Raw genomic sequence first — 16,931 nt, forward strand, 5'->3', positions numbered from 1 at the left:
ATCGTCATCCCGGCTTTCGCCGGGACGACGTGAAAAGGAGCGGTATCCTTCTATCCCGCCGCCGCGACCTCGGCAGCGAGGGTAAGGACGCGGGCCGGGTCGATGTCGGCGGTCAGCGCATAGGCGAAGGCGCCGACCTCCCAATAGGCGACGGCACGGCCATGGCTCCGGCCGAGCAGCGGACGGCGCTCGGCGGGAGTCTCGGCGCGGGTTGCGAACAGGGTGACGGGCTCGCCGCGATCGGTGCGCATCGCCGTCGCCACCGCCATGCCCTCGCCGGTCGGATAGAGCTGGACGTCGACCACCTGCCAGCGGCCCGGTAGGGCGGGGATGGCGATCCCGGTCGCGGCGGCGATCTCGGGCCGGTTGAGCCGCGCGCTTTCGATCTGGCTGCGCATCCGCTGCCGGGTCAGGCCGGCGCTGTGCGACGAGCTCGCCTCGGCGAGGAAGGCCGCCGCCTCGGCGGGGGCGTCCATCCCGTCGGCGACGTCGTGTGCGACCCAGCCGGCACCGACCAGCATCATCACCGCCGCCGCCCGCCGCCATCCCGCCAGTTCCGGCCGCGCCGCCGGGCGGGCGGGGAAGGGGACGACCTCACCGCCCGTCGAACGGCGGCCGACCAGCGTGCCCTTGGTGCTGCCGGACAGGCGGCGGAAGGCGATACCGGGATGGCGTTCGCGCCAGCGTCGGGCGACGATCCGCTCGCCGGGCCGGGCCGCGTCGTCGAGCAGGATCACGGCGCCGGGCGACAGCCGGTCGAACAGGCTATCCGCCGCGCCGCGCACGAAGGGATGGACCGTCCAGGGCGGCCCGTCGACGATCAGCAGGTCGATCCGCTCCGGCAGGTCGGTGAGGTCGTACCAGGAGCCCGGCCAGCCCGGCACCGAGCGGGTCAGCGGGGCGTGGCGCAGATCGGCGGCGACGCCCTGCGATTCGAGCCATTGCGCGGTCGCCTCGACGAAGCCGCCATGCTGGTCGTAGCTGACCAGCCGACCGCCGCCGTTGCGTTCGAGCGCACGGGCGCAGACCAGCGTCGAGGCCCCCGCCCCCAGCTCGACCACGACCCTGGGACGCAGCTCCTCGACTGCGTCGACGATGCGGTGGAGGAAGCCGACATCGGCCTTCCAGCTGCCGAGATGGGGCAGCGCATGATCGTCGAGGCCAAGCCGGTCGAGCAGCCGCGCCTTTTCCGCCCGGCGTCCACCCCACAGGCTGTAGAGCAGCCATGGCCAGCCGATCGCGCCGAACGCCAGCAGGCAGGCCGCATCGGCCCAGCGGCGCTTCGCTTCGTCGCCCGCCGCCCTCTCGGGAAGCGGGAGCAGGCCGGTCAATTCGCGCGACGTCATGGGCAGGGCGCTCTCCGCACAGCTTGGGACCGGTCGTGACATTGCGGCGGTCGGCCGGTGCTGGCAAGCGAGGCCGGCCGCTCCCGTCTCGTCCGGGCCCGCAACCCCGTCGGGCGATCGAATCGCCGCTCTCCCGCGGGCGTCAGGACATCTTCGACAGCAGCTCGGCGATCGGCACGAAGGCGAAGGCGACCGAGCTGTCGGCGACGCCATAGGGCAGGAACAGATGATCGCCATGGCGCAGCGCACCGCAGGTGTAGACGACGTTGGGCACATAGCCCTCCCGGTCCTGGTCGTGCGCGGCCAGGATCGGCTCGACGGTCCGCCCGAGCAGCTTCGACGGGTCGTCCTTGTCGAGCAGCACCGCGCCGATCGCATATTTGCGCATGGCTCCGACGCCATGGGTCAGCAGCAGCCAGCCCTCGTCGAGCTCGATCGGCGGTCCGCAATTGCCGATCTGGACCAGCTCCCACGGATAGACCGGCTTGAGCAGCAGATCGCCGTCCTCCCACTGGTCGACCCGGTCGGACGCCAGCAGGAACAGGTTCTGCCCGTCCTGCCGGCCGATCATCATGTAGCGGCCGCCGATCTTGCGCGGGAACAGCGCCATGCCCTTGTTGCGCGCCGCCGCCCCCCGGATCGGCACCAGGTCGATCGCCCGGAAGTCGCGGGTGCGCATCAGCTCCGACTGGATCTCGCGCCCCGAATAGGCGGTGTAAGTCCCGATATATTCGCGGCTGCCGTCGTCATGGGTGAACAGCGTCAGCCGCAGGTCCTCCAGCCCGTTGCGCTGGGCGGGTGTGATCGGGAAGATCACCGTGCCCGACAGGGTGCTGTCGGGGTGGCGATAGACCGTGGTCGGGCCGTCGAGATCATAGATGCCGTCGGCGTCGGGGGCGTCGGCGGCGGTGGCGAAGGGTGGTTCGGGCGCCAGCGTCAGCTCGCAGCCGGCGCTGATCAGCCCCTCGCGGAACGCGACCGAGCTGATGTGCCCCTCCCCCACCGCGCGCAGCGACATCAGGATGCGCAACGTCGAGGGCGACAGGCCGCTCTGATCGGGATGCGGCACCACGCTGGGGTTCATCAGCGCCGCGGCGGCATAGCTGTATTCGTGGCAGAAATAGGCGCCGATCAGCTGCCGCTTGTCGTCGTCGATGCCGCCCGCGTCGAAGCCGAGCAAGGTGCGGATCTGGTCGAAGCGCGTCGCGAACACGCGGCGCGTCTGCCAGTGGCGCGCCTCGAAATCGGCGAGGACCAGGTCGAGCTGCCGGCGCGTCTCCGTCGCGTCGAGGTCGAGCACGGCACGGACGAGTCGCTGGGCGCGGCCCGGCTCACTGCCATTGCCCTGCCAGGCGAGGTGAAAGGGTCGCACGACGACCCGCGATGCATCGGCGGAGAGGCGGAGCGGATGACTATAGGCTGCGAGCATGGGCTCCCACGAATCCCTGGGACCGGAACGAAGCCCCTGTCTCTGGGGTTCAGGCGGCGTCACGCGTCTTTCTAGCGTCGAGAGTCGTGGAAAGCGAGATCATCGCGACATTGGCCAATTGCAGCGCCAGAATCGATTCCGCGCCCTGGTTGCGATTGACGCCATGCGGCATCAATCCGTCGAAACATCCGCCATCGGGCGTCTGCGCCAGCGGCAAGCCAAGGTCGTTGTCGCCGATGAACCAGCCATAGGCGCGCCAGGCGAGCTCCGCCCACTGCCCGTCGCCGGTCGCCGCACGCGCGGCGATGCAGGCGTCGATCGTCGCCTGCGCCTCGAGCGGCTGCTGGTCATAAGGCAGCGGCGGGGCGTGGCGACGGTGGAAGCTGTCGGTGCCGACCGGACGGAAGACCCCGCCCGCGCCGGTCTGGATGCCGCAGAGCCAGCCGAGCGCCTCCAGCCCCGCCTCGACCAGCTCCCGATCGCCGAGCGCGGTGCCCGCCCGCAGCAGCGCCTCGGGCAGACGGGCATTGTCATAGGCCAGCACCGGCTCGAACCAGGTCCAGCCGGGCCGTCGGGCGGCGGCGAGCAGCGCCGCCAGCTCGTCGGCGACGGCGCGCAGGATCGCACGCGATGCCGTGTGGTCCGGATCGGCGGCGAGCCTCTCGGCCGCGCCCAGTGCCGCGAAGGCGCGGGCGCGCGGCGACGCCAGCGCCTCGGCGAGCGGCAACGCCTCATCGAACAGCGCCGCCGCCCAGCCGCGCAGCCCGGGATCGGCGCCACGCGCGGCGGCGCAGCCGAGCGCCCACAGGGTCCGACCGTTGCTGTCCTCCGATCCCTCCTCCTCGCACCAGCGGCGGTCATAGCCCATGAAGTTGCGGAACCGGCCGCGGGCGGGGTTCCAGCCATGGTGGACGAAGGCGGCATAGGTCGAGGCGAGCTGGTCGAGCAGGCCTCGATCGCCCTTCTCGATCCGGCAGGTCAGGATCAGCGCCCGGGCATTGTCGTCGATGCAATAGCCATGGTTGCGGTCGGGGATGCCATGGATGCCGTGCTGGAGCAGGCCGGTAGCGTCCGTCATCCGCAGCAGTGCGCCGAGCTGGAGGGGCAGCGGCGCACGCTTCATCGCGAACAGGCCGGTGCGCGGCCGGTCCTCCGCCTCCGCTTCCACCGCCTTCCCGATCAGGTCCAGCGCGCGCTCGACCGCCTTGGGCCACAGCAGCCGACGCCCCAGCGCATAGGCGCGCCGCGCCAGCGCGTCGCGCGCATCGTCGTCGCGCAGCAGCCCGCTGACCGCCGCGGCGAGCGCACCGGCGTCGCGCGGCGGCACGAGTACGCCATGTCCTTCGTCCAGCAGCTCGGCGGCGTGGAGATAGGGTGTCGAGACGACCGGCTTGCCGAGGCCGATCGCGTAGGACAGCGTGCCCGAGGTGATCTGCGCCATGTTGAGATAGGGCGTGACGTAGACGTCGCAGGCCTCGAGCCGGTCGAGCAGTTCCTCCTGTTCGAGAAAGGTGCCGACGAAGCGGATATTGCCCGCGACGCCGAGCGCCTCGGCCCGCGCCATCAGCGCCTCGCGCAGCGCCTCGCCCTGATCGCGGACGAGGTTGGGGTGGGTCGCACCGATGACCAGATAGCAGCAGTCGGGATGGGCGGCGACGATCGCCGGCATCGCCTCGATCATCACGTCGATGCCCTTGTCGGGCGCGAGCAGGCCGAAGGTCATCACGATCTTCCGCCCGGACAGGCCCAGCCGGGCCTTCGCGGCCTCGGGATCGGCATGCGCCCGATCAGGGACGCCATGGGGAATGACGGCGATCCGGTCCGCCTCGACGCCATAGACCTCCTGCAGGATGCGGCGGCCGCGCTCTGCCATCACGATCAGGTGGGAGGCGCGCCGCAGCAGCGCCTCGAACGGGGCACGCTCGGCCGGAGACGGCCGCTCTAGGACGGTGTGCAGCGTCGCGACGATCGGCAGGGTCGACCGCTCGATCAGGCCGAGGATATGGCGTCCCCCATCGCCGCCGAAGATGCCGAATTCGTGCTGGAGCCAGATCGCCTGCGCCCCGCTCGCCTCGATCAGCCCGGCGGCGAGCCGATAGGCGGCGGGATCGCCGGCGGCGATGGTGCGGACGTCGGCCGGATAGGCGACCCCCGATCCGTCATCCATCGCATAATGATCGACCATCAGCGCGGGGAAGCGCGCGCGCAGCGCATCGACGACATGCGACGTGAAGGTGGCGAGCCCGCAGCGGCGGGGCAGCGCATTGCCGACGACGGCGATATGGCGAATCCGGGAGGCGGGCGGCCGGTCCCCCGTGGGGGCTTCGAAAATCGAACGAATCTGCTCCTGCATGCCGCGCGACGCTCCCTTGTTCAACGGCGCCCCCGCCGCGGGAATCGAGAACGGTGCTGCCCCGCAATGGTTTCACTGGTTTCGGTCGTAACGGTTGAAAAAATTCTCCTTCGTCCTCCGTGACTTCGCAGAAATTGATCCAGGTTAGGGAAAAGGGCGGCTATCGCCGCGCCGCCGCGCTGCGGTCGCGGATCGCCTTGAACTCCGATCCGGGCTTCCATTGCGGCCAGGCGCCGCCGTTCGCCAGCTCCTCGGCAATGGTGCCGAGCAGGTCGATGTCCTCCACCGCCCCGGCGAGGTTCCAGTCGGGGCTCCAGGCATCGCAGGCCTGGTGATAGCATTGACCGGTATAAGCATCGATCCACGCCTGCCCCGCCTTCACGCCGCCCTGCTTCAGGTCGGACGCCCCGGCGATCCCCATCAGCAGCAGCACCGGCACCCCGCGCTTGGCGAGCGAGAAATGATCGGCGCGGTAGAACAGCCCGCGCTCGGGCAGGCTTTCCGGAGTGACCGTCCGCCCCTGCGTCGCCGCGACCCGCGTCAGATCGTCCTCGAGCGTGCCCTGCCCCTTGCCGACCAGCACGACGTCCTTGGCCGGCCCCGCCGTCTGGAGGATGTCGATGGCGAGGTTGGCGACGGTCGTCTCGACCGGATAGACGGGATTGGCGGCATAATATTCGGAACCGAGCAGGCCGCGCTCCTCGGCGGTCCAGGCGGCGAAGACCACGCTGCGGGCGGGCGCCGGGCCCGCTTTCATCGCGCGGGCGATCTCGAACAGGCCCGCGATGCCCAGCGCGTCGTCGTTCGCTCCGGCGCGGTAGATGCGGCCCTGCGCATCGGGCTTGCCCGCGCCATAGGCGTCCCAGTGCGCGCCGAGCATCACCACCTCGCCGGGCCGCTGCGCGCCGGGCAGCCGCGCCAGTACGTTGCGGCTCGTCACCGTCTCGTGCGCGACGGGCACGTCGGCGGCGAAGGTCACGCCCTTCAACTCGACCGGCCGGAAATCGGGGGACCGCGCCGCCGCCGACAGCTTCGTCAGGTCGAGCCCGGCCGAGGCGAACAGCCGGGTGGCGGCGTCGCCCGACAACCAGCCTTGCAGGGCGACACTGGTCACCTCCTCCGGCTTGCGGACGATGTCGTAATTCTCGCCGCCGCCGCTGATCACGACGTTCCAGCCGTAGCCCGCACCCGTCGTCTCATGGACGATCAGCGCGCCGACCGCCCCCTGCCGCGCGGCTTCCTCGAACTTGTAGGTCCAACGGCCATAATAGGTCATCGTCCGGCCGCCGAACCTGCCCGCGACCGCCTCACCCGGCCTGGCCGCGAAGTCGGGATCGTTGACCAGGAAGATCACGACCTTGCCCTTGAGGTCGGCGCCCTTGAAGTCGTCCCAGCCGCGCTCGGGCGCCTTGACGCCATGGCCGACGAACACGACCGGCGCATTCGCGATCCGCGCGGCGTCGTCAGGCCGCACGGTGGAGACGTAGACGTCCTTCGCCGGCACCAGCGGCATCGCCCGCTTCGGCTCCTGGAAGCCCAGCGTCGTCGGTGTGCCGAGCCGGGTGTGGAGCAGCGGCACCGTCTGCACCCATTGCCCGCCGGGTCCGCCCGGCTCCAGTCCCAGCGCCTCGAAGCGCGCGACGAGATAGCCGATCGTCCGCTCCTCCCCCGCCGTGCCGGGCGCGCGGCCCTCGAACAGGTCGGAGGCGAGCGTCTTCACGGTCTCGGTCAGACGGATGGGATCGACCGCGACCTTGGCGGCGGCGGGCTGGACGGCGGCCGCGACGAGCGCGGCGGCGATGGCGATGGGGAGAGTCTTCATGGGGAGAGTCTTACGGGACCCTCCATCCACCGTCATGCTGAAACAAGTTCAGCATGACGGTGGATCAGGGCAGCGCAGGCGCCTGCATCGGCGCGGACGCGCCGGTCCAGCGGCCAACCACCGCCGCGATCTTCCCCCCCTGGCCATCGTCCTTGCGGGCGATCAGGCTGGTGATCTGCTGGCTGGTGTCGCCGATCCGCACCCGCGTCCGCACCCAGAAGAGGTTGGAGGTGAGCCCCGTCCCCTGCGGCATCGGCACGTCAAGCGAGGCGAGGTCGGCGGCGGTCAGATAGCCCTGCCGGTCGCGCAGGGCGACGATCCGCCGCGCCGCCATCGGATCGCCGGTCAATATGCCGATCAGGTCCTCGCTCGCCGCGTTGAGGTTGATCTTGCCGGCATAGGGCAGCGCGGTCAGCAGCCCCGACAGCCGCGCCACCTGGCCCGGCCCCAGGCCGAGCGCGCCGAGCGGACGGATGTCGGTCAGCGGCCCGGCGGCGCGGATCGCGGCGACCGCCCTGACCGCCTGCTCGGGTGTCATCCCGACCGCCGCCGCGATTCGGCCGAGCGTCGCCGTCGCGACCGGATCGGGCTCCATCAGAGCGTTGACGTTGAACCGCCCCTGCGCGTCAGCGATGGCGAGGTCGAAGCTGCCACCCTCGATCGGCGCGCCCGATTCGGCGAGCGCGCCCCAGGGTTCGGCGCGGTTGTCGGTGTCAGGCGCGACCAGCGCGTCGCGGCGCAGCGCCACCACCGCCGACACCTCGCCGCCGCGTGCGATCGCCTGCGCCCGCGCCGCCTCGCGCATCCTGAGGCCGCGCTCGAGGCCGTTGTCCTCGGCCGAGATCATCAACAGCAACAGGCCGCTCGCGATCGCGACGAACAGCAGCACGTTGACGAGGATCATGCCCTCCTCGCCCACCTGCGGAGATGCAGCCTCCGGTATCGTCACGGATGCACCGGCAGCGGCACGACCCGCCGTAGCGATCCGCCGACGGTGCCGCCCGGCGCCAGCGCAATGTCGGCGGCGACGGCGGCGGGCCATTGGCCGGCCAGTTCGGGCGCAGGCGGCCAGCGGTCGACCCAGCCCTCGCCCGGCCGGTAATAGCTCCAGCGCACCGCCGCGACGCCCTGGAGCATGCGCTGCGCCCCCTGCGGCAGGCCGCGACCGCGCACCCCGCGCAGCAGCGTACCGGCGCCGAGCTGATAGTCGATCCGCACCGGCAGCCCGCCCGCCGCCGCGAGGGGACGGTTGAAACTCAGTGTCGCGGCGTCGCCCTGGAGCGCGCCGGGGCTGATCTGGGTCAGGTCGTTGTCGATCACGTACATGGCGCGCTGCACCTCGGCGAGCCGGTCGAGCCGGCCCTCGGTGCGGTCGCGGATTCCCATCAGGCTGTCGACCAGCGCCAGCCCTGCGAGCGCGATCAGCCCGAACAGCGCGAGCGAGATCATCAGTTCGATCAGGGTGAAGCCGGCTTCGCCCCCCTCTCCCGTCATTCCAGCGAAAGCTGGAATCTCCCTGCCTTGCGGCGTCCGAACGCGGATATCGCCGGAAAGAAAAGGGAGATCCCGGCTTTCGCCGGGATGACGGTGCTCTTTCGCACCGGCAAGTCTCACAACGATCCGCTCTTGTCCGCCACCACATAGCCATCGGGACCCGCCACCAGCACCGCGAGCGAGCGAGCGGCGCTGCCGTCGGCGGCGAAGCGGATCGGGCCGGTGACGGTGTTGAACTGCGGCACCGACAGCAGCGCCGGCCGGTCGACCACGCCGTTGGCGCGCAGCGCCTCGACGATCGTCATCGCGTCATAAGCGAGCGCGGCGATCAGCCCCGGGCCTGTCGCCCCGGCTTTCTGGTAGCGGCCGGCGAAGTCGGCGAGCGCGTTGGGATCGGGCGCCGACAGCCAGGCCCCCGCCACGTCCTGCGGCGGCAGGTCCATCGCCTGCTGGGTGCCGAGCAGCTGTATGCCGCTGCCCGCCAGCGCGCGGGCGGCCTGGCGCAGCGCGTCGCCGCCCTCGGTGACGAGCAGCGCGTCGGGCAGCTCGCCCTGCCGGCGCAGCGCGGCGGGCAGGTCGGCCGCGGCCGCATCGGTCGGCAGCATCGCCACGTCGAGCCCGGCGGCGCCGCGCAGCCGTTCGGCCGCCGCATTGCCCTGCGCCGCCCAGCGCGACGAGCCGCCGAACACCGCGACCCGGCGCACCCCGCGTCCGCGCGCATAACGCAGGATCGCGGTCACGCTCTGCCCGGCGGTGATGCCGAGCAGGAAGGCGCCGCTGCCGATCAGGTCCTCGTCATTGCTGAAGCTCAGCACCGGCACCTGCCCCGCAGCTCCTGCGGCGGCGCGGCTCTCCTCGGCGAACAGCGGACCGACCAGCGCGCGCACGTCGCGCTTGAGCGCCTGCTGTACCGCGAGCACCGCACCGGCGGCGGTTCCGCCGGTATCCAGCACCATCGTCTCGTCGGCCTTCCCGCCCGGCGATTGGGCGAGCGCGGCCGCGCGCTGCATGCTAAGGCCGACCGTGGCCGACGGCCCCGACAGCGGCAGCAGCAGCGCGACGCGCGGGCGCTTCCCCGACCGGGCCGGCGCGGCGGCGAGCGGAGACAGGAAGGACGATGCCGATCCCAGAAGCAGTGCCTGCGGCACCAGCCGCAGCAATCGACGTCTATCCCGATTCATATGACGCTCCCGTTCGCCGTCGCCTCGACCGCCGCACGCTCGCCATCGGCGGCATCGGGCTGGGCGTCTATCTGCTGACCCTGCTGGCGACGGTCCCGGCACGGATCGTCGCGCCGCTGCCGGGCGCGACCGGCACGATATGGCATGGCGCCGCCCCGCTCGACGGCGGCAGCCGCGCCGAGTGGCGCTGGTCGCCGCTCGCCAGTCTCACCGGGCTCGGCTTCGCCGCCGATGTGGCCGTCACCGGCCCCGGGACCGCCCTTGCCGCTCGTGCGCTGCTGCGCCCCGGCCGCGTGCTGATCGAAGATGCGAAGGGCAGCGCCGGCTTCGGCCTGCTCGCCGCGATCGCGCGGCCGGGCTTCGCCTGCGACCTGCATATGCAGGTCGATCTCGCACGGGTCGCAATCGGTGGCGGCAAGCAGGGCGCCGACGGCCGGATCAGGAGCGAGCCGGGAAGCTGCAACGCGTTCGGCGGCCCGGCGGTCCCGGTGCTGGCGATGACCTTCGACGTCCGGCAGACGCCGGGCCTGGCGGTGATCAATCTCGCACCGGCCGGCGAACGCCGCCGTCCGTTCATCGTCGGCGGGCTGGAGGAGAAGGGCATGCTGCGCCTGATCGTCACCGCCGAGGGTGCCGCGACGCTGCCCTTCCTGTCGCCCCCCGGCGGCATGAAGATCGAGACCGAGCTTTAAGGCCCGGACATTCCTCCCCATCGCAGATGGGGAGGGGGACCATCCGAAGGATGGTGGAGGGGTCGGCGCGCAGCGCCCGCTTCGCCGGCGCCCCCTCCACCGCCTTCGACGGTCCCCCTCCCCCCGCTGCGCGCGGGGAGGAATTAGGAGAAGGCCCCTCATCACATCCCCACGATATTGTTGAGGTTGATGATCGGCAGCAGGATCGCGAGCACCATCAGCAGCACCAGCCCGCCCATCATCAGCAGCACCAGCGGCTCGACCAGCGAGACGAGCAGCGCCGCCATCGCCTCCAGCTCGCGTTCCAGCTCGGCGGCGGCGCGGGCGAGGGCGGGGCCAAGCTGGCCGCCATTCTCGCCGCTGGCGACGATCGCCACCAGCATCGGCGGGAAGATGCCCGACTCGCCCATAGCCGCCTGCAGGCTCGCCCCCTCGCGCACCCGCGTCGCGACGCCGATCGCCGCCTCGCGGACATGCCGGTTGGGGGTGACGGCGGCGGCGGCATTCAGCGCGTCGACCAGCGGCACCGCGCTCTGGACCAGGGTGGCAAGGCTCGCCGCGAAGCGCGCGGCATTGTACTGGCGGCTGAACCGCGCGACGGGCCAGGTCGTGGCGATCCGCCGGTCGAAGCGCAGCCGGTTGGCCGGCACCCGCAGCCAGCGGCCGAAGATCAGGATCGCCGCGAGCAGCGCGATCGCCATCGCCAACCCATATTTCTGCAAGCCGCCCGAGATCGCGATCAGCGCACGGGTGAGGAAGGGCAGCTCCGCCCCGCGCGAGATGAAGACGCGGACGATGTCGGGGACGACATAGACCATCAGCAGCGCCATCATCCCGAAGGAGACGACCGCGAGCAGCGCCGGATAGAGCAGCGCGAGCTGGATCTTCTGCTGGTTGCGCTGCCGGTTCTCGACGAAGTCGGCGAGATGGGCGAGCACCTGCGCCAGCCGGCCAGCCTGCTCCCCCGCCGCGACCGAGGCGGTGTAATATTCCGGGAAGGTCGCCGGGTGCAGCCGCAGCGCGGCGGCGAAGCTGTAGCCGTCGAGGATGGCGCCGCGCACGTCGAGCAGCAGCGAGCGGAGCGCCGCGCCCTCGGCCTGCTCGGCGACGAGCTTGAGCGCCTGCTCGATATTGACCTCGCTCGTCACCAGGGTCGCGATCTGGCGGGTGACGGTGGCGAGCGCGCGGGCGCCGACCTTGCGGCGGAACAGCCGCGCGCCGATGCCGGGCGCGGTCCCGCCCGCCGTGGCCGCCTCGACCGAGGTCGGCAACAGCTCGCGGTCGCGCAGGAGCTGGCGCGCCGCGGCGGGGCTCGACGCCTCGATCACCCCCTGCTTCGCGGCGCCCCGCGTGTCGACCGCGCGATAGGCGAAGGCCGGCATCAGCCCTCGTCCTGCACGACGCGGGCGACTTCCTCGATCGTGGTCAGGCCGGCGCGGAGCTTGGCGATGCCGTCGTCGAGCAGGCTCGGCCCGGCCTTGCGGGCGGCCGCGGTCAGCTCCGCCTCCGACGCGCCGTCATGGATCAGGCGGCGCAGCTCGTCGTCGGCGGCGACCACCTCGTACAGCGCCATCCGGCCCTTATAGCCCTCGCCGTAGCAATGCTCGCAGCCCTGCGCGCGCCAGATCTTCTTGCCGGGCTTGATCGCGCGGCCGAGCAGCGCCGAATCGGCCTCGGTCGCGCGGTCCTGCCAGCGGCAATGTTCGCACAGTCGCCGCACCAGCCGCTGGGCGATCAGCCCGACCACCATCGGCGCGAGCAAGTAGCGCTCCACCCCCATGTCGATCAGCCGGGTGATCGATCCGATCGCGCTGTTGGTGTGCAGCGTCGACAACACGAAATGGCCGGTCATCGACGATCGCACCGCGACCTCGGCAGTCTCCTGGTCGCGGATCTCGCCGACCATGATCACGTCGGGGTCCTGGCGCAGGATGGCGCGCAGGCCGCGCGCGAAGGTCATCCCCGTCCGGGCGTTGACCTGGGTCTGGGCGACGCCCGCCAGCTCATATTCGATCGGGTCCTCGACCGTCATGATGTTGCGCTTGCGGTCGTTGAGGTGGGTGAGCGCGGTGTAGAGCGTCGTCGTCTTGCCCGATCCGGTCGGGCCGGTGACGAGCAATATGCCGTGCGGCCGGTCGAGCAGGCCGAGGAAGACGTCGCGGTCACGCTCCGACAGGCCGAGCGCGGCGGTGTCGAGCCCGGTCGAGCCGCGATCGAGCAGGCGCATCACCACCCGCTCGCCATGCTGGGTCGGGATGGTCGAGACGCGCACGTCAATGTCGTAGCCGCCGACCCGCAGGGTGACGCGGCCGTCCTGCGGCACCCGCTTCTCGGCGATGTCGAGCCGCGCCATCACCTTGATGCGGCTGACCAGCAGCGGCGCCAGCGCGCGCTTCGGCTCGACGACGTCGCGCAGCACGCCGTCGATGCGGAAGCGGACGATCAGCCGCTTCTCCTGCGTCTCGACATGGATGTCCGACGCGCTATCGCGCACCGCCTGGAGCAGCAGCGCGTTGATCAGGCGGATCACCGGACTGTCGTCGCGGCTGTCGAGCAGGTCGTCGACCGCCGCCGCGCTGTCCGCCAGCGTCGCGAGGTCGTCGGTGTCGGCGAGGTCCATCGTCCCGCCCGCGCTGTCGCGATAGGCGGCGGCGACGGCACTCTCGAACGCCTCCTCGGCCACCGGCTCGAAGGCGAGGCCGGCGCCGAAGCGGCGCTGCACCTCGAGCATCGCCTCGGGGCTGGCGCCGGTGCGGAACAGGCAGCGCGCGTCGCCCTCTCCTGCCGCCGGCTGGACGAGGACGCCGTGGCGGCGGGCGAAGCCGTAGGGAAGCGCCCCGGTCATGCGCGCACCATCAGTTCGGCGGAGACGAAGCCGCTCGACGGGCGGCGGTCGAGCCGCAGACGGACCACCCGCAGCCGGCTGGTCTGCTCGACCTCGGCGATCCAGCGGAGCAGCGATTCGTACGGCGCGTCGGCCACGGTCACGCGGATGCCCTCGCCGTCCTCATTGACCACCGGCACCACGCCGAAGCGCGCCGCGCTGGCCGAGAGGATCGCGGCGGGGCTGCCGCTCGCCTGCGGCTGGGCGGGCGCCTGGCCGATCGGGCCGGCACTGCGCAGCCGCGCGCTCAGGCTTTCATAGGTGCGGATGTCGGACAGCGCCTGGGCGCGGGCGCGCTGGATCGGCAGGATCACCATCGCCACCAGCACATAGAGCGCGAGGATCGCGGCGAGCCCGCCGAGCAGCCACTGCTCGCGCCGGCTGCGCGCCTGCCACAGCCCGATCGCCTTCTGCCGCGCGGGCTCGAAGGTCGGGAACAGCGTGGCGAAATCGAGTTGCCTCATGCCGCGCCTCCGACGATCAGGCTGGCGCCGTCGAAGCGGCCGGTGAGGCCCGCCGAGCGCAGCGCATTGACGATCGCCCCCCGCGCGGCGGGGTCGGCGAGGTCGACGTCGAGGCGCAGGCTGCGGCCCGCCTCGTCGAACTGCATCGACCGGATCGTCACCGCGCCGCCGAACGGTGCCAGCGCCGAGGAGGCCCGGCCGAGCAGCGGCAACAGCGTTCCGGGCGGGGCATTGCCGCCCGCCGGCAGCAGCTCGGCCGCGACCAGCGCCGCCTCGCGCGGGTCGGTGCCGGCATAGCGGCCGGGCGCGGCGCCGTTGAGTATCCGGGTCAGCTCCGCCCCGCGCTGGGCGGCGACCGAGCGGAGCGCGACGGTGTCAGCGGCAGCGATCGCGCCATGCGCTACCAGTCCGGCGACGGCGACGATCGCAACCCGGCGGCCGGTCCGCGACAGGCCCTGGTGCGGGCGCGCATAATCACCCTGGCGGAGATCGAGCGCGATCGGCAATGCCTCTTCGACATCGCCGACCTCGTCGCAGTCCGGCTTGCCCGCCGCCGTCCACAGCGCAACGAACAGCGCCTCGCGCGCCGCGAAGCCGGCGCCGTCGGGGGTGCGGACGAGGATGCGGCCGTCGTCCTCGCGGCGGACGTTCCAGCGGCCGGCCGCGGGCACCGGCAGTGCCAGCGCGTCGGGCATGATCGCGGCGTCGGCGATCCCGGCCTCGGCCGCGTGCGCGATCCAGGCCGCCATCAGGTCGCGATCGACCGCTCCCGCGAGCCAGCCCCCGCCGGCCTGCTGCGCGCCGAGCGCGAGGTGCAGCGCATCGGGACGGTCGGCGATGCGGTCTTCGATCGCGAAGGGCAGCGCCGCGAGCCGGCGCGCGTGCGACGGCAGCGGCAACGCGACCGACATCGTCAGGACATGTTCGGCCGGTACCAGCAGGACGGGTCGCGCGGCCGCGCCCGGGATGGCGCGCACCGCGCCCGCATCGAGCCGCCAGACGCCCGCTTCGGCCCGCGGACCGAGCATATTTTTTAGCCGCGCGACGGTCGGCGCTATGCTAGGCGACTGTAACATCAGTTTCATGGATATATCTCATAGCGCCGCCATGATCATAGTTTCGCAACAATTTCATGACGAGCCCGAACATGGCGGCCGGCGCGCCCTTTCGGACGGCGAGGCCGGCCTGACCCTGATCGAGATGATCGTCGTGCTGGCGATCATCGCGCTGGTCGCGGCGCTGATCGTCCCCAACGTCATCGGACGCCCCGACGAAGCGCGCGTGACGGTCGCCAGGACCGACCTGCGCACCATCTCCGCCGCGCTGAAGATGTACCGCCTCGACAATGGCGACTATCCGACCACAGAGCAGGGGCTGGCGGCGCTGTCGAAGAAGCCGACCACCGCGCCCGAGCCGCGCAACTGGTCGACCGAGGGCTATCTGGCGCAGGTGCCGATCGACCCCTGGGGCCGTCCCTATGTCTATCGCAACCCCGGCAGCGGGGGCGCGGGCTTCGACCTGGTCAGCCTGGGCAAGGACGGCAAGCCCGGCGGCGAGGGGCTCGACGCCGACCTGAGCGACAAAGCGCCCTGAGATGCAGGCACGGGGGGGCGAATCGGGAATGACCCTGGTCGAGATGCTCGCGGTGCTCGCGATCATCGCCGTCGCGGCGGGGGCCACCGTGCTCGGCATCGGCGCCGCCACCCGCGCCCCCGGCGTCGAGGCCGAGGCGCGCCGCCTCGCGACCCGGCTCCAGTCGGTCGCCGACGAAGCGATGGTGTCCGACCGCCCGGTCGCGCTGAGCTGGGATGAGAAGGGTTATGCCTTCACCGGCTGGGACGGGCGCGGCTGGCAAACCGGCACCGACGAAGCGCATGCCCGCCACCGCCTGCCCGCCGGCATCCGGCTCGACATGGGCCGTCGCACCCCGCCGTTGCTGCTCGGCGTCGACGGCACCGGTGTTCCCGCGACGATCGGCCTCCGCTCCGGCAAGGACCGCTGGCTCGTTGTCTATGACGGGCTCTCCGCCAGCCCGATCCCGGTGCCGGCCGCATGAGCCCGACCACCCAAAGCCGCCCCGGCGAAGCGGGCTTCTCGCTGATCGAGGCGCTGGTGGCGCTGCTCGTGCTCGCCATCGCCGCCGCCGGCCTGGTCCGCGCGGCGGAGGCGCATGTCGATTCGATCCGCGGCCTCGAACGCCGCGCCGCCGCCCAGCTCGTCGCGCAGAACCGGCTCGCCGAGCTGGCGGTGCCCGGCCTGCCCGCGGGGCCCGCCGAGGTCGAGATGCTGGGCCAGCGCTGGACCGTCGCGGTGCGCGAAAGCGCGACCGACGACCCCGACATGGCCAAGCTGAGCGTCGCCGTGGCGGACGCGCGCGATCCGGCGTCGCCGCTCGTCACCCTCGACGGCTTCCGCGACAGGGAGACGACGACGCGATGACCCCGCGCCAGGCTTCCCGCGCCGCCGACATCTTCACCGGCCTCGTCGTCGCGTCGGTCGCGGTCGCGCTGGCCGGGCTCACCTGGCACCTGCTCGGCGCCGGCCCGGGCGATCCGCCGCCCGCCACGGCCGCCAGCGCTCCGGCAGCCGGTACCGACATCACCCCCGCGCTGGCGCTGGCGCCCTTCGGCCGGCCCGACGCCTCCTCGGCCCAGCCGACCGGGCTCGCGCTCCAGTTGCGCGGGGTGATCCTCGCCGATCCGCCCTCGGCCTCGACCGCGCTGATCGCGCCGCCCGGCGGCCGCCCCGTCTCCTATGGCGTCGGCGCGTCGGTCGGCGGCGCGACGATCGAGGAGATCGCCTTCAACCGCGTGCTGCTGCGGAACAATGGCCGGCTCGAGCGGCTCGACCTGCCGCGCCCGTCGCTGGGCGGGGAGGCGTCGTCCGCCACCGCGCCGCCCGCGCCCCCGTCGCCCCCCGGCGCGGTGCCCGCGACCGGCCCGTCCGACGGATCGGGGCCGCAGCCGATGCAGGCGATCACGCCGCCGCCGGGACTTTCGGCCAACGGCGCGAGCGCCGCCTCGCTGCTCGACGGGCTCGGCGCGGCGCCGGTCGGGGGCGCCTATCGCATCGGCGCCGATCCCTCGCCCGCCGCGCGCAAGGCTGGGCTGTTGCCCGGCGACGTGATCGAGCGGATCAACGGCCTGCCCGCCACCGCCGTCACCGCCGACCGCCAGCTGATGGCCCAGGTCATGGCCGGCGGCCCCGCCCAGATCGACGTGCTGCGCGGCGGCAAGCGCGTCTCCTTCTCCTTCGCCCTCCGTTGA

General features: G+C 72.2%; 16 protein-coding genes. 5 read left to right on the forward strand and 11 right to left on the reverse strand.

Features of this window, described 5'->3' with window-relative positions:
• Window positions 1-50: 50 nt before the first annotated feature.
• The 7 genes from B5X82_RS14665 to B5X82_RS14695 form a co-directional block, all read right to left on the reverse strand.
• The gene (locus B5X82_RS14665) at window positions 51-1,346 is read right to left on the reverse strand and encodes a class I SAM-dependent methyltransferase (RefSeq protein WP_079648909.1); all 1,296 of its coding nucleotides are present in this window, start codon (window positions 1,344-1,346) and stop codon (window positions 51-53) included.
• A gap of 142 nt (window positions 1,347-1,488) precedes the next feature.
• Entirely contained in the window at window positions 1,489-2,775 is a 1,287-nt protein-coding gene (locus B5X82_RS14670) for a glycoside hydrolase family 130 protein (RefSeq protein WP_079648910.1), read from the reverse strand.
• A gap of 49 nt (window positions 2,776-2,824) precedes the next feature.
• Complete coding sequence (locus tag B5X82_RS14675) at window positions 2,825-5,128, reverse strand: glycosyltransferase family 4 protein (protein WP_079648911.1); 2,304 nt, start codon at window positions 5,126-5,128, stop codon at window positions 2,825-2,827.
• A gap of 160 nt (window positions 5,129-5,288) precedes the next feature.
• Window positions 5,289-6,950 (reverse strand): M28 family metallopeptidase, encoded by a 1,662-nt coding sequence (locus B5X82_RS14680; protein ID WP_079648912.1) that lies wholly within the window; start codon window positions 6,948-6,950, stop codon window positions 5,289-5,291.
• Window positions 6,951-7,014: 64 nt separating this feature from the next.
• Window positions 7,015-7,854 (reverse strand): type II secretion system minor pseudopilin, encoded by an 840-nt coding sequence (locus B5X82_RS14685; RefSeq protein ID WP_235862701.1) that lies wholly within the window; start codon window positions 7,852-7,854, stop codon window positions 7,015-7,017.
• Between the two features lie 41 nt (window positions 7,855-7,895).
• On the reverse strand, window positions 7,896-8,444 hold the full coding sequence (locus B5X82_RS14690) for a type II secretion system protein GspJ (RefSeq protein ID WP_079648914.1): 549 nt from the start codon (window positions 8,442-8,444) through the stop codon (window positions 7,896-7,898).
• Window positions 8,445-8,560: 116 nt separating this feature from the next.
• A complete protein-coding gene (locus tag B5X82_RS14695) occupies window positions 8,561-9,604 on the reverse strand; it encodes a penicillin-binding protein activator (RefSeq protein ID WP_235862702.1) in 1,044 nt (347 codons plus the stop codon).
• Here B5X82_RS14695 and B5X82_RS26415 point away from each other — a divergent pair.
• Window positions 9,562-10,317 (forward strand): type II secretion system protein N, encoded by a 756-nt coding sequence (locus tag B5X82_RS26415; RefSeq protein ID WP_139385111.1) that lies wholly within the window; start codon window positions 9,562-9,564, stop codon window positions 10,315-10,317. The two genes, B5X82_RS14695 and B5X82_RS26415, sit on opposite strands and share 43 nt — an antisense overlap.
• 161 nt (window positions 10,318-10,478) lie before the next feature.
• Here B5X82_RS26415 and gspF read toward each other — a convergent pair whose 3' ends face one another.
• Genes gspF through gspL form a run of 4 tightly spaced genes read right to left on the reverse strand, consistent with a single transcriptional unit; the run spans window position 10,479 to window position 14,693 of the window.
• Window positions 10,479-11,699 (reverse strand): type II secretion system inner membrane protein GspF, encoded by a 1,221-nt coding sequence (gspF, locus tag B5X82_RS14705; RefSeq protein WP_079648917.1) that lies wholly within the window; start codon window positions 11,697-11,699, stop codon window positions 10,479-10,481.
• Complete coding sequence (gene gspE / locus B5X82_RS14710; RefSeq protein ID WP_079648918.1) at window positions 11,699-13,162, reverse strand: type II secretion system ATPase GspE; 1,464 nt, start codon at window positions 13,160-13,162, stop codon at window positions 11,699-11,701. The genes gspF and gspE overlap by 1 nt, the downstream gene beginning before the upstream one ends.
• Window positions 13,159-13,665, reverse strand: coding sequence for a type II secretion system protein M (locus B5X82_RS14715; protein WP_079648919.1), 507 nt, complete (start codon window positions 13,663-13,665; stop codon window positions 13,159-13,161). Before B5X82_RS14715 ends, gspE begins: the two co-directional genes overlap by 4 nt.
• The gene (gene gspL, locus B5X82_RS14720) at window positions 13,662-14,693 is read right to left on the reverse strand and encodes a type II secretion system protein GspL (protein WP_176152568.1); all 1,032 of its coding nucleotides are present in this window, start codon (window positions 14,691-14,693) and stop codon (window positions 13,662-13,664) included. Before gspL ends, B5X82_RS14715 begins: the two co-directional genes overlap by 4 nt.
• Window positions 14,694-14,772: 79 nt before the next feature.
• Here gspL and gspG point away from each other — a divergent pair, with 79 nt between their 5' ends.
• From gspG to B5X82_RS14740, 4 genes are read left to right on the forward strand one after another with little or no spacing between them, the layout of a single operon-like run.
• Window positions 14,773-15,258, forward strand: a complete 486-nt coding sequence (gene gspG, locus B5X82_RS14725; protein WP_079648921.1) for a type II secretion system major pseudopilin GspG — start codon at window positions 14,773-14,775, stop codon at window positions 15,256-15,258.
• A 1-nt stretch (window position 15,259) separates the two neighbouring features.
• Window positions 15,260-15,721, forward strand: coding sequence for a GspH/FimT family pseudopilin (locus B5X82_RS14730; RefSeq protein ID WP_079648922.1), 462 nt, complete (start codon window positions 15,260-15,262; stop codon window positions 15,719-15,721).
• On the forward strand, window positions 15,718-16,104 hold the full coding sequence (gene gspI, locus B5X82_RS14735) for a type II secretion system minor pseudopilin GspI (RefSeq protein WP_079648923.1): 387 nt from the start codon (window positions 15,718-15,720) through the stop codon (window positions 16,102-16,104). Before B5X82_RS14730 ends, gspI begins: the two co-directional genes overlap by 4 nt.
• Window positions 16,101-16,931 carry a type II secretion system protein N gene (locus B5X82_RS14740; protein WP_079648924.1) on the forward strand — a complete coding sequence of 277 codons (831 nt, stop codon included), beginning with the start codon at window positions 16,101-16,103 and terminating at the stop codon, window positions 16,929-16,931. The genes gspI and B5X82_RS14740 overlap by 4 nt, the downstream gene beginning before the upstream one ends.

This window comes from Rhizorhabdus histidinilytica (assembly GCF_900167915.1).
Taxonomy (GTDB): Bacteria; Pseudomonadota; Alphaproteobacteria; order Sphingomonadales; family Sphingomonadaceae; genus Rhizorhabdus; species Rhizorhabdus histidinilytica.

Coding starts and splice junctions, on each gene's coding strand:
- B5X82_RS14715 (WP_079648919.1), bottom strand. CDS start 13,665: ATGAGGCAACTCGATTTCGCCACGCTGTTCCCGACCTTCGAGCCCGCG.
- gspG (WP_079648921.1), top strand. CDS start 14,773: ATGATCATAGTTTCGCAACAATTTCATGACGAGCCCGAACATGGCGGC.
- B5X82_RS14690 (WP_079648914.1), bottom strand. CDS start 8,444: ATGACGGGAGAGGGGGGCGAAGCCGGCTTCACCCTGATCGAACTGATG.
- B5X82_RS14680 (WP_079648912.1), bottom strand. CDS start 6,950: ATGAAGACTCTCCCCATCGCCATCGCCGCCGCGCTCGTCGCGGCCGCC.
- gspL (WP_176152568.1), bottom strand. CDS start 14,693: ATGCTCGGTCCGCGGGCCGAAGCGGGCGTCTGGCGGCTCGATGCGGGC.
- B5X82_RS14685 (WP_235862701.1), bottom strand. CDS start 7,854: ATGATCCTCGTCAACGTGCTGCTGTTCGTCGCGATCGCGAGCGGCCTG.
- B5X82_RS14730 (WP_079648922.1), top strand. CDS start 15,260: ATGCAGGCACGGGGGGGCGAATCGGGAATGACCCTGGTCGAGATGCTC.
- gspI (WP_079648923.1), top strand. CDS start 15,718: ATGAGCCCGACCACCCAAAGCCGCCCCGGCGAAGCGGGCTTCTCGCTG.
- B5X82_RS26415 (WP_139385111.1), top strand. CDS start 9,562: ATGCCGATCCCAGAAGCAGTGCCTGCGGCACCAGCCGCAGCAATCGAC.
- B5X82_RS14670 (WP_079648910.1), bottom strand. CDS start 2,775: ATGCTCGCAGCCTATAGTCATCCGCTCCGCCTCTCCGCCGATGCATCG.
- gspE (WP_079648918.1), bottom strand. CDS start 13,162: ATGACCGGGGCGCTTCCCTACGGCTTCGCCCGCCGCCACGGCGTCCTC.
- B5X82_RS14665 (WP_079648909.1), bottom strand. CDS start 1,346: ATGACGTCGCGCGAATTGACCGGCCTGCTCCCGCTTCCCGAGAGGGCG.
- B5X82_RS14740 (WP_079648924.1), top strand. CDS start 16,101: ATGACCCCGCGCCAGGCTTCCCGCGCCGCCGACATCTTCACCGGCCTC.
- B5X82_RS14675 (WP_079648911.1), bottom strand. CDS start 5,128: ATGCAGGAGCAGATTCGTTCGATTTTCGAAGCCCCCACGGGGGACCGG.
- gspF (WP_079648917.1), bottom strand. CDS start 11,699: ATGCCGGCCTTCGCCTATCGCGCGGTCGACACGCGGGGCGCCGCGAAG.